Genomic DNA, 11765 nt, shown 5'->3' with positions numbered 1-11765 from the left:
GTAGCCTGACGCCGTGAAGTCCGACCGCCTCCTGTCCATCCTGCTTCTCCTGCAGACCCGCGGCCGGGTAACGGCCGGTGAACTCGCCGAGAGGCTGGACGTCTCCGTCCGCACGATCTACCGCGACATCGAGGCCCTTTCCACCGCCGGCGTCCCGGTCTACGCCGAACGCGGCCGCCACGGCGGCATCGAACTCCTCGCGGGCTTCCGCACCGACGTCACCGGACTGACCGCCGACGAGTCCCGGGCGCTGTTCGTCCTGGCCGCGCAGGGCGCCCACGCGGCCCTCGGCCTGGACGCCGCGCTCGGCTCCGCCCTGCGCAAGGTCATGGCGGCGCTCCCCGCCCCGCACCGCCCGGCCGCCGACGTCACCGCACGGCGGATCCTCGTCGACGCCACCCGCTGGCTGGGCGGCCCGCAACCCGACGTCGACCTGGACGTGCTGCGGGAGGCGGTCTTCGCCGACCGCCGGCTGCGGCTGTGCTACCGGCACGGCGGCACCGGCGAGGCGCGCACCTACACCGTCGACCCGTACGGCCTGGTCGCCAAGGCGGGGGTCTGGTACCTGGTCGCCGACCGGCGGGCGACGCCACGGCTGTTCCGCGCCGACCGGGTGCGATCCGCGCGGATCCTCGACGCCCCCGTACGGCGCCGCCCGGGCGTGGAACTCGCCGACGTCTGGACGGAGTTGCGCCGCCGGGTGGAGGAGCGCCCCGGTGGGTTCCACGTCACCGCCCGGGTCCGCCGGGACCGCCTCGGCCTCTTCCTGCGGATCACCGCGCCCTGGCTGGCCGAGCGTCCCGACGACCCCGGCGACGGCGAGTGGGTCACCGTCCGGCTGTCGTACGGCGTCCTGGGCGAGGCCCGCGGGCTGCTCCAGTTCGGCGACCAGGTGGAGGTGGTCTCGCCGCCCGAGGTCCGCGCGGAGCTGGCCCGGGGGGCGGCGGCCGTCACCCGGCTGTACGCGGGGGAGGAGTGACCCTCACGGAGTCCGGTCCCGCCAGTGCGCGCGGCCGATGCCGATCAGGCGGAGCTGGCGGGTGGCGAGCCGGGTGACGCGCCGGCGCTCCTCCTCGGGGGCGTCCAGGGTCTCCAGGAAGAGGGAGGCGGTACTCAGCATCTGGTCGACGTAGAGACCGGCGAGCATCAGCAGGTCGTCGTCGCTCCAGCCCGCGGACTCCCGGTCCTTGGCCAGCTCGGTCCTCACCTCCTCGGTGAACCGGGCCAGTTGCTCCCGGATGGCCTCGCGCACCGGCTGTACTCCGCCATGTCGTTCTCGGGCGATAAACCGGACGTGTGCGGGGTACGCGTCCACATGACGGGCGATCAGCCCGACGGCGCGCGTGATGCGTTCGTCGTGGTCGTCCACCGCGGACACCGTCGTCCGGATCATCGGGTGCAGGCTGCCCAGCGCCTCCTCGACCAGGGCCACGCCGAGATCCGCCGTGGAGCGGAAGTGCCGGTAGAAGGCGGTCGGGGCGACACCGACGGCGCGGGTGACCTCCCGCAGGCCCAGGCTGCTCAGACTCTGCTCCTCCAGCAGCAGCAACGCCGCGTCCAGGAGCGCCTGACGGGTCTTCTGCTTCTGGGCCTGCCGGATACCGAGGGTGTGACTCATGCCATGCAGTTAACAACTGTTCTCCCTGAGGGGGAAGTCGTCAGACGCGCTAGACTGGGTAGTCAGTGAACAACTGTAACCGGAATCGTTCACCGAGAGAGAGGGGGGAACCCTCATGCTCTTCCTGGTCGCCGCCCTGCTTCTGCTGGGCGTGATCCTGGGCACCGTCGCCCACGCGCCACTCACCTTCTCCGTCGCGGCCGGCGTGGTCATCGCCGTCTGGCTCGCCGTCTTCGCCGCCCGCGAGCGGCACGCCCGCCGCCACACCCCGTCCCGCTGACGACCCCCACGCATGACCGGGAGCTGACCGACATGCATCTCACCGCACCGGCCACCCGCCGCACCGGCATCCGCGACACCGACGGCATGGCCGTCGCGTCCTTCGTCCTCGGACTGATCGGACTTCTCGTCTTCAACGTCTTCCTGGGGCCCGTCGCCATCACCCTGGCGGGCATCGCCCTGTGGCGGGGCACGCACCGCCGCGGCCGCGCCCTCCTCGGCCTGGGCCTGGGCGTCGCCGACCTGCTGGTGCTGCTCGCCTTCGTGCAGGCCGACAACACCGTCTCCTGGAGCTTCTGAGCCGGGCGGCAGACCGGGCGCCGAGGTGCGCGGAGCGGCGCGCCGTAGAATCGGCGTCACCATGGCATACCTCGACCACGCCGCGACCACCCCGATGCTCCCGGAGGCGGCAGAGGCACTGGCCGCCCACCTGGGCGTCACGGGCAACGCCTCCTCCCTGCACGCGTCCGGCCGGCGGGCCCGGCGCACCGTCGAGGAAGCCCGGGAGACCCTCGCCGAGGCCCTGGGCGCCCGCCCCAGCGAGGTGGTCTTCACCTCCGGCGGCACCGAGGCCGACAACCTCGCCGTCAAGGGCCTGTACTGGGCCCGTCGGGACGCCGACCCGGCCCGCACCCGCGTCCTCGCCAGCCCCGTCGAGCACCACGCGGTCCTCGACGCGGTCCACTGGCTCGGCGAGCACGAGGGCGCCACCGTCGAGTACCTCCCGGTGGACGCCTACGGCCGGGTCCACCCGGACGCGCTGCGCGAGGCCATCGCCCGCGACCCCGACGACGTGGCCCTCGCCACCGTGATGTGGGCGAACAACGAGATCGGCACGGTCCTGCCGGTTCGCGAACTGGCCGAGGCCGCCGCCGAGTTCGGCGTCCCGCTGCACGCCGACGCGGTCCAGGCGGTCGGCCAGCTGCCGGTCGACTTCGGTGCCTCCGGACTCGCCGCGATGACCGTCTCCGGTCACAAGATCGGCGGCCCGTACGGCATCGGCGCCCTGCTGCTGGGCCGGGAGTACGCCCCCGTCCCCGTGCTGCACGGCGGCGGCCAGGAGCGGCATGTGCGCTCCGGCACCCTCGACGTCCCCGCGATCGCCTCCTTCGCGGTGGCCGGACGGCACGCGGCCGAGCACCGCGAGCGCTTCGCCCGGGAGATCGGCGCCCTGCGCGACGACCTGGTCGCGGCCGTCCGTACGGCCGTCCCCGACGCGATCCTCGGCGGCGACCCGGTCGACCGGCTTCCCGCCAACGCCCACTTCACCTTCCCCGGCTGCGAGGGCGACTCCCTGCTGCTGCTCCTGGACGCCCAGGGCATCGAGTGCTCCACCGGATCCGCCTGCACCGCGGGCGTCGCCCAGCCCAGCCATGTGCTGCTCGCCACCGGCACCGATCCGGACCTGGCCCGCGGCACCCTGCGCTTCTCCCTCGGGCACACCTCCACGGCCGCCGATGTGGAGGCGGTCGCCGAGGCCATCGGCCCGGCGGTGGAGCGGGCGCGGGCGGCGGGGCTCACGTAGACGCGGGAAGGGGATCGGCTCGCCGGGCGCGCGAAAGGTACCGAGCCCGGGCACACGAAAGGGACCTACGAGACGGGTTCCCTTCGCCGGTATTGCCCGGATCAGGTGGCTGGGGGTCGCCGTCCGGTCTCCCCGACCTTCCGGCCTCTCAGCCCGACCGTCGACGTCGGCACTGGCGGATGCCTGAGCGTCTCGCCAAAGTCGGCAACTCCGGTCGAACTCCCTCACTCGTCCCGTAGGCCTAGTAACAGGATAGAACGGCAGCGAGGGAATGGAATAGGTAAATCGGGCTGAATCGGAGATTTCCTGACGGGCTTACGCCGTCGACGCCGTACGCGCCTGCCGCACCAGCCTCAGATACCGGTCCCAGTCCCAGTGCGGCCCCGGATCCGTGTGGTCCGTCCCCGGCACCTCCACGTGTCCGATGATGTGCTCCCGGTCGACCGGGATGTCGTACCGCCGGCAGATCCCCGCCGTCAGCCGGGCCGACGCGGCGTACATCGCGTCGGTGAAGTCCTGCGGGCGGTCGACGAAACCGGCGTGCTCGATGCCGATGCTGCGCTCGTTGTAGTCCCGGTTGCCCGCGTGGTACGCCACGTCCAGCTCGCGGATCATCTGGGCGACCCGGCCGTCCTGCCCGACGATGTAGTGCGACGCCGCGCCGTGCTCCGGATCCTGGAAGACCTTCACCGCGCTGTCGAAGCTGCCCTGGGTGACATGGACGACCACCATCTCTATCGCGTAGTCGTCCGGCCGGTCCGCCCAGCGGAAGTTGGCCGAGGAGGCCGCCACCCAGCGCGCGCCCCGGTAGTCGACCGCGCCCTCCTCCCGTGGCTTGCGCACGCCCGGCACCTGCCACCACAGCCGTGACAGCTCGTCGCGCGCCAGCACGGCGCCCGTGCCCAGCACGGCCGCCGCCCCGCCCACGATCAGCGACCGGCGCCCGATCCGCCGCCGCGAGCCGTCCTTCGTCTCTCCCATGTGATCCAGAACGGATACCCGCGGCCTGCGGTTCCCGCGCCCCCGTACCCTGCCGCGCCCCCGTACCCTGGAAGGGTTATGACTGACACCCCGCAGCGCTCCCGCCCGCTCCGCGTCCTCGCCGCCATGTCCGGCGGTGTGGACTCCGCCGTCGCCGCCGCCCGTGCGGCCGAGGCAGGCCACGACGTGACCGGCGTCCACCTCGCGCTCTCTGCGAACCCCCAGTCCTTCCGCACGGGCGCGCGGGGCTGTTGCACCATCGAGGACTCCCGGGACGCCCGCCGCGCGGCGGACGTCATCGGCATCCCGTTCTACGTCTGGGACCTCGCCGACCGCTTCCGCGAGGACGTCGTCGAGGACTTCGTCGCCGAGTACGAGGCGGGCCGCACCCCCAACCCGTGCCTGCGCTGCAACGAGAAGATCAAGTTCGCCGCGCTGCTGGACAAGGCGCTGGCCCTCGGCTTCGACGCGGTCTGCACCGGCCACTACGCGAAGGTCATCGTCCGCCAGGACGGCACCCGCGAGCTGCACCGCGCCTCCGACATGGCCAAGGACCAGTCGTACGTCCTCGGCGTCCTGGACGACAGGCAGCTGGCGCACGCGATGTTCCCGCTCGGCGACACGGTCACCACCAAGGACGAGATCCGCGCGGAGGCCGAGCGCCGCGGCCTGTCGGTCGCGAAGAAGCCCGACTCGCACGACATCTGCTTCATCGCCGACGGCGACACCCAGGGCTTCCTCGCCCGCCGCCTGGGCAAGGCGGAGGGCGACATCGTCGACGAGGCGGGCAACAAGCTGGGCACCCACGAGGGCGCCTTCGGCTTCACCATCGGCCAGCGCAAGGGCCTGCGCATCGGCACCCCGGCCCCCGACGGCAAGCCGCGCTACGTCCTCGACATCTCGCCCGTGAACAACACCGTCACAGTGGGTCCGGCCGAGGCCCTGGACGTCTCCGCCCTGACCGCGATCAAGCCCCGCTGGTGCGGCACCGCCCCCACCGGACCCGGCACCTACACCGCCCAGCTGCGCGCTCACGGGGGCGAGACGGAGGTGACGGCGGAGGTGATCGACGGCGAACTGCGGGTCCGCTTCACCGAGCCGGTCCGCGGCGTCGCCCCGGGCCAGGCGATCGTGCTCTACGACGGCACCCGCGTGGTGGGCTCGGCGACGATCGCGTCGACCACGCGCGCGCCCGAGCTGTCGCACTCATGATCTAAAGTGCCCGCACCGGGCGGACGATCGTCCGGTGCTCACAGGCATACATCAGGGGTGGGACATGACTCTGCGGAAACAGCGCAGACTTCCGGCCGCGCGCCGCGCGGTGACCGTTGCCGCGACCGCCGGCACGGCGCTCGCGGGCACGCTGCTCACGGCTCCGAGCGCGCACGCGGCCGACAGCGACATCACGTTCTCGAACGTGGTCGTCAACAAGGGCAAGCCGATCGTCCTGGGCACCGGCACCCAGATCGAGGTGCCGCTGACCTACACGGTGAAGACGAAGGTCAAGCTGGACGACTGGTGGGTCTCGGTCTACCGGGGCACCCTCGACGGGACCGAGACCGTGCTGGCCAACGGGTGGATCCAGTGGAGCTGCCGGCAGTCCGCGGCGGGCGGCTACACCTACTACGACTGCGACGAGTCGCTCCAGGTCGACCCGGACAAGCTCGCCGGCGGCAAGAAGCTCGTCAACAGCGACGCCACCACCTGGAAGACCGTCGCCACGGCGATCAAGCCCGGCGGCGGCTACGACACCGACCTGCTCTCCTACACCACCCGCCTCAAGCGCGCGTCGGTCATCGCGAGCGCCGACGCGGGCCCCGAGCCGGTCACCAAGGGCAAGCCGATCACCGTCAAGGGCACCCTGAAGCGCGCCAACTGGAACACGCACCGCTACGACCTGTACGGCGGGCAGAAGGTCACCCTCCAGTTCAAGGCCGCGGGCACCACGACGTACACCAACGTCAAGACGGTCTCGACCACGTCCGCGGGCGCCCTGAAGACCACGGTCACCGCCGGCAAGGACGGCACCTGGCGCTGGTATTACGCCGGGAACTCCGTCACGGGCGCGTACGCCACCAACGGCGACTACGTCGACGTGCGCTGACACCTCGTCCGCGGCCGGCGGCGGACGGGGAACCCGTACCGTGGGCGCCATGAACATCTGCGTCTTCCTCTCCGCCGCCGACCTCGACGACCGTTACACCCGCCCCGCGCGGGAGTTCGCCGAACTCCTGGGCAAGGGCGGGCACACGCTCGTCTGGGGCGGTTCCGACGTCGGCCTGATGAAGGTCGTCGCGGACGGCGTGCAGGAGGCGGGCGGCCGGCTCGTCGGCGTCTCCGTGGACTTCCTGGCCGCCAAGGCGCGCCCGGGCGCCGACGAGATGGTCATCGCGCGGGACCTCGGCGAGCGCAAGCGGCTGCTCCTGGAGAAGTCCGACGCCGTGGTGATCATGGTGGGCGGCACCGGGACGCTGGACGAGGCGACCGAGATCCTGGCTGAAGAAGCACGGCAAGACCGAGAAGCCGGTCGTCCTGCTGAACACCGCGGGCTTCTACGACGGCCTCAAGGCGCAGTTCCGGCGCATGGAGGACGAAGGCTTCCTGCCCCGCCCGCTGACCGACCTGGTGTTCTTCGCCGAGGAGCCCGTGGGCGCGCTGGCATACCTGGAGGAGAGCCAGGGCATCGCCTGACCGCGCGGTGATGCGAGCATGGCGGGCATGGCTACACATGTGATCACCGGAGCGGGCTCCGGCATCGGCGCGGCCGTCGCCCGCCGCCTGCACGCGCGCGGGGACGAACTGGTCCTGCACGCGCGGGACGCGGCCCGCGCCAAGGAGCTGGCCGCGGAGTTCCCCGGCGCCCGCACCCTCGTCGGCGACCTCTCCGAACCCGACAAGCTGAGCTGGGCCTTCTCCCACCAGAGCCTCCCGGACCGGGTCGACTCGCTGCTGCACATCGCGGGCGTGGTCGAGCTGGGCCGGGTCGGCGACCTCACCCCCAAGTCCTGGCGCCACCAGCTCAACGTCAACCTGATCGCGCCCGCCGAGCTGACCCGCCACTTCCTGCCCCAGCTGCGGGCCACGCGCGGCCACGTGATCTTCGTCAACTCCGGCGCCGGCCTCAACGCGCACGCCGACTGGTCCGCCTACGCCGCCTCGAAGCACGGCCTGAAGGCCCTCGCCGACTCCCTGCGCCACGAGGAACACGCGAGCGGCATCCGGGTCACCTCCGTCTACCCGGGCCGCACCGCCAGCCCCATGCAGGCCAAGGTCCACCAGCAGGAGGGCAAGGACTACGACCCGTCGAAGTGGATCGACCCCGAGTCGGTCGCGACGACCATCCTCCTGTCCCTCGACCTGCCGAGGGACGCGGAGATCAACGACGTGACGGTACGCCCGGGCCGCTGAGCCCCCGCAGCACCCGGCACGACGCCCCACCGAGCCCGGCCGCAACCAGCCCGCCCGGCGGGACGCCCCCACGAGCGCGGTTGCAAGCCCGCCTGTCCGGGGGTCGCTCCTCCAGGTTGGCTGCAAGCAGCTTGTCGGGCGGGCGCTCCCCGAGCCCGGCTGCAAGCAGCCCGCCCGCCGGGTCGCTCCACGAGCGCGGTTCCAAGCCCGCTTGTCCGGCGGGACGCCCCGAGGTCGGCTGCAAGCAGCCCGTCCGGCGTTTGAGGACGAGGCCCGTCCAGGGCCGAAGGGGGTCTGGGGCGCAGCCCCAGGTGGGGCGCAGGGGCGGAGCCCCGCCCGGGGTCCGGGGCGCAGCCCCGGTGGGGGTGCTGGGGGCGCAGCCCCGCCCCCCTGTGGAGGTGCTGGGGCGAAGCCCCCGCCGGGGCCTGGGGGCGGAGCCCCCAGCGGGGCTCCGGGGCGGCGCCCCGGGACGGGACGGGTAGGGGCGGCGGGGGCGAAATCCGCTCCACCGCCGGAGGCATAGGCTTCCCGCGTGAGTGAAAACACCCAGTTCACCCCCGCCCCCGCCACCGGCGTCGGCTCCATGCCCGGCGGCGACGCCCGCGAGGCCGCCAAGACGATCACCGGCTCCTTCGAGGACTTCCCGTACCTCGCCGAACTGCCCGCCCGCGGCCCCGGCGCGGACATGATCGGCCGCACCGCGGGCATGCTCGTCGAGCTGTACGCGCGCGTGGAGCCCAGCGGCTGGCGCATCGGCGACCGCCCGGGCCGGGACACCAGGCGCGCCCGCTCCTGGCTCGGCGAGGACCTGGACGCCCTTGAGGAGTTCACCCAGGGCTACGAGGGACCGCTGAAGGTGCAGGCCGTCGGCCCGTGGACGCTCGCCGCCGCGCTGGAGCTGAGGAACGGCGAGGCCGCCCTCTCCGACCCCGGCGCCTGCCGCGACCTCGCCGCCTCGCTCGCCGAGGGCCTGCGCCTGCATCTCGACGAGGTCCGCCGCCGCATCCCCGGCGCCCGTCTCGTGCTCCAGCTCGACGAACCGTCCCTGACCGCCGTCCTGCGCGGCCAGGTGAAGACCGCCAGCGGGTACCGCACCCACCGCGCCGTGGACCGCCAGATCATCGAGCAGACGCTGCGTGAGGTGATCGGCGTGCACGGGGACGGCCCGGTGGTGGTGCACTCGTGCGCCCCGGACGTCCCGTTCGCCCTGCTGCGCCGGGCCGGTGCCGCGGCGGTCTCCTTCGACTTCTCGCTGCTCACCGAGCGTGACGACGAGGTGATCGGCGAGGCCGTGGAGAGCGGCACCCGGCTGTTCGCCGGTGTCGTGCCGAGCACGGACGGCCGATTGTCAGACCCTGCCGGTAGCGTCATGGGTGTCAGGACGCTGTGGCGCAGGCTGGGGCTGTCACCGGCGCTTCTCGCGGAGGCGGTCACGGTCACGCCGACGTGCGGCCTCGCGGGGGCTTCCCCGGAGTACGCGCGCCAGGCCCTCGCCCACTGCGTCCGGGCGGCGAGATCCCTCGCGGACAACCCTGAGTAACGGGAGGACAACACGGTGGCCGGCGACAAGCAAGCGGAGAGCACGGTGCCCACCGAGGCACGGGAGAAGCACGCGCAGCTCGCTGAGCAGATCGAGGAGCACCGCTTCCGGTACTACGTGAAGGACGCTCCCGTCATCAGCGACGCGGAGTTCGACAAGCTCCTGCGTTCGCTGGAGGCCCTGGAGGACGAGCACCCGGAGCTGCGCACCCCGGACTCCCCGACCCAGAAGGTCGCCGGGGCCTACGAGACGGAGTTCACCTCCGTCGAGCACCGCCAGCGGATGCTGTCGCTGGACAACGCCTTCGACGACCTGGAGCTGGCCGCCTGGGCCGAGCGCGTCCACAAGGACGTGGGCAGCGCCCCGCACCACTTCCTGTGCGAGCTGAAGGTCGACGGCCTGGCCGTCAACCTCACCTACGAGCACGGCCGCCTCACGCGCGCGGCGACCCGTGGCGACGGCCGTACCGGCGAGGACATCACGCCGAACGTGCGGACGATCGCGGAGATCCCGGACCGCCTCACCGGCGACCGCGTCCCGGACCTGGTGGAGATCCGCGGCGAGGTCTACTTCCCGATGGAGAAGTTCGAGGGGCTCAACGCCCGGCTGATCGCGGCCGGAGACAAGCCCTTCGCCAACCCGCGCAACGCGGCCGCGGGCTCGCTGCGCCAGAAGGATCCCCGGGTCACCGCCACCCGCCCGCTGCACATGGTGGTGCACGGCATCGGCGCCCTGGAGGGCTTCGCCGGCCTGACCCGCCTCTCCGAGGCGTACGACCTGCTGCGCAGCTGGGGCCTGCCCACCTCCCGGCACAACAAGGTGGTCGACGACCTCGACGGCGTACGGGAGTTCATCGCCTACTACGGCGAGAACCGTCACTCCGTGGAGCACGAGATCGACGGTGTGGTCGTCAAGCTCGACGAGATCCCGCTCCAGGGGCGGCTGGGTTCCACCTCCCGCGCTCCCCGCTGGGCGATCGCGTACAAGTACGCGCCGGAGGAGGTCAACACCAAGCTGGTGAACATCCGCGTGGGTGTCGGCCGTACCGGCCGCGTCACGCCGTACGCCCAGGTCGAGCCGGTGACGGTCGCCGGCTCGGAGGTCGAGTTCGCCACCCTGCACAACCAGGACGTGGTCAAGGCCAAGGGTGTCCTGATCGGGGACACGGTGGTGCTGCGCAAGGCCGGGGACGTCATCCCGGAGATCCTGGGCCCGGTCGTGGACCTGCGCGACGGCACCGAGCGCGAGTTCGTGATGCCGGCCGAGTGCCCCGAGTGCGGGACGCCGCTGCGCCCGATGAAGGAGGGCGACGTCGACCTACGCTGCCCGAACTCCCGTACGTGCCCCGCACAGTTGCGCGAGCGTCTGTTCTACCTCGCCGGGCGCAAGGCGCTGGACATCGAGCACTTCGGCTATGTCGCCGCCGCCGCCCTCACCAAGCCGCTGGAGCCCGCGGACCCGCCGCTGAAGGACGAGGGCGATCTCTTCGACCTCACCGTGGAGCAGCTGCTGCCGATCAAGGCGTACGTCCTCGACCAGGACAGCGGTCTGCCGAAGCGGGACCCGAAGACCGGCGAGGAGAAGATCGTCACGGTCTTCGCCAACCAGCAGGGCGAGCCCAAGAAGAACGCCCTCGCCATGCTGGAGAACATCGCCGCGGCCAAGCGGCGCCCGCTCGCCCGCGTCCTCACCGGCCTGTCGATCCGCCATGTCGGGCCGGTCGCCGCCGAGGCGCTGGCCCGCGAGTTCCGTTCCATCGAGCGGATCCAACAGGCGACCGAGGAGGAGCTGGCGGGCACCGAGGGGGTCGGGGCGATCATCGCCTCCTCCCTCAAGGAGTGGTTCGCCGAGGAGTGGCACCAGGAGATCCTGCGCAAGTGGCGCGCGGCCGGCGTGCGCATGGAGGACGAGCGCACCGGCGAGGAGGAGGGTCCGCGCCCGCTGGAGGGCCTGACCGTCGTCGTCACCGGCACCCTGGAGCACTTCACGCGTGACGGCGCCAAGGACGCCCTGCAGAGCCGGGGTGCCAAGGTGACCGGTTCGGTTTCGAAGAAGACGTCGTTCGTCGTTGTGGGTGACAACCCGGGATCGAAATATGACAAGGCGATGCAGCTGAAGGTGCCGGTTCTGAGCGAGGACGGCTTCAACGTCCTGCTGGAGCAGGGGCCTGAGGCGGCGTCTGAGGCCGCGCTCCCGGTCGAGGAGTAGCGGTTGAAGGCCACCCGATCGGCGCATATCGGATGCATACGGGCGGCTGGGGCGCATTCGGGCAACCGTCGACGACCGCTGCCCGTGGAAGCCTTCCGCGGCCTACTGTTGAGATGTGCGCCCGCCGTGCCCGGCTGCGGTTGGGGCATCCCCTGCTCCTGAGGAGCGCGGAAAAGGGTTTTCCCACGCGGCGCCGCTGAAGGTTG

The 11765-nt window shown here is 72.1% G+C and carries 11 protein-coding genes and 1 pseudogene; 10 read left to right on the top strand and 2 right to left on the bottom strand.

Features of this window, described 5'->3' with window-relative positions:
• Positions 1–13 precede the first annotated feature (13 nt).
• Complete coding sequence (locus VE614_RS06425) at positions 14–979, top strand: YafY family protein (RefSeq protein WP_324933437.1); 966 nt, start codon at positions 14–16, stop codon at positions 977–979.
• A 3-nt stretch (positions 980–982) separates the two neighbouring features.
• Here the strand turns inward: VE614_RS06425 and VE614_RS06420 are convergent, their stop codons facing one another.
• Positions 983–1618, bottom strand: coding sequence for a TetR family transcriptional regulator (locus tag VE614_RS06420; protein ID WP_324933434.1), 636 nt, complete (start codon positions 1616–1618; stop codon positions 983–985).
• 115 nt (positions 1619–1733) lie between these two features.
• On the opposite strand from VE614_RS06420, the gene VE614_RS06415 reads away from it, so the two are divergent.
• From VE614_RS06415 to VE614_RS06405, 3 genes are all read left to right on the top strand, one after another.
• Positions 1734–1898 (top strand): hypothetical protein, encoded by a 165-nt coding sequence (locus VE614_RS06415; protein ID WP_324933431.1) that lies wholly within the window; start codon positions 1734–1736, stop codon positions 1896–1898.
• Between the two features lie 32 nt (positions 1899–1930).
• Positions 1931–2197 carry a DUF4190 domain-containing protein gene (locus VE614_RS06410; protein ID WP_324933428.1) on the top strand — a complete coding sequence of 89 codons (267 nt, stop codon included), beginning with the start codon at positions 1931–1933 and terminating at the stop codon, positions 2195–2197.
• Between the two features lie 61 nt (positions 2198–2258).
• Entirely contained in the window at positions 2259–3422 is a 1164-nt protein-coding gene (locus VE614_RS06405) for a cysteine desulfurase family protein (RefSeq protein ID WP_324933425.1), read from the top strand.
• A gap of 315 nt (positions 3423–3737) precedes the next feature.
• On the opposite strand, the gene VE614_RS06400 is transcribed toward VE614_RS06405, so the two are convergent.
• Positions 3738–4403, bottom strand: a complete 666-nt coding sequence (locus tag VE614_RS06400; RefSeq protein ID WP_324933422.1) for an N-acetylmuramoyl-L-alanine amidase — start codon at positions 4401–4403, stop codon at positions 3738–3740.
• A 78-nt stretch (positions 4404–4481) separates the two neighbouring features.
• On the opposite strand from VE614_RS06400, the gene mnmA reads away from it, so the two are divergent.
• The 6 genes and pseudogenes from mnmA (at position 4482) to ligA (ending at position 11559) form a co-directional block, all read left to right on the top strand.
• Entirely contained in the window at positions 4482–5615 is a 1134-nt protein-coding gene (mnmA, locus tag VE614_RS06395; RefSeq protein ID WP_324933419.1) for a tRNA 2-thiouridine(34) synthase MnmA, read from the top strand.
• Positions 5616–5679: 64 nt separating this feature from the next.
• A complete protein-coding gene (locus VE614_RS06390) occupies positions 5680–6507 on the top strand; it encodes a hypothetical protein (protein ID WP_324933416.1) in 828 nt (275 codons plus the stop codon).
• Between the two features lie 49 nt (positions 6508–6556).
• A pseudogene (locus VE614_RS06385) lies at positions 6557–7094 on the top strand (TIGR00730 family Rossman fold protein).
• Between the two features lie 27 nt (positions 7095–7121).
• The gene (locus VE614_RS06380; protein WP_324933413.1) at positions 7122–7811 is read left to right on the top strand and encodes an SDR family oxidoreductase; all 690 of its coding nucleotides are present in this window, start codon (positions 7122–7124) and stop codon (positions 7809–7811) included.
• Positions 7812–8343: 532 nt separating this feature from the next.
• On the top strand, positions 8344–9351 hold the full coding sequence (locus VE614_RS06375; protein WP_324933410.1) for a methionine synthase: 1008 nt from the start codon (positions 8344–8346) through the stop codon (positions 9349–9351).
• 15 nt (positions 9352–9366) lie between these two features.
• Positions 9367–11559 carry an NAD-dependent DNA ligase LigA gene (gene ligA / locus VE614_RS06370; protein WP_324933406.1) on the top strand — a complete coding sequence of 731 codons (2193 nt, stop codon included), beginning with the start codon at positions 9367–9369 and terminating at the stop codon, positions 11557–11559.
• Positions 11560–11765: the final 206 nt, after the last annotated feature.

It is taken from the genome of Streptomyces sp. (assembly GCF_035645055.1).
Lineage (GTDB): Bacteria > Actinomycetota > Actinomycetes > Streptomycetales > Streptomycetaceae > Streptomyces.
This window is presented reverse-complemented; position numbering and strand designations above follow the sequence as displayed.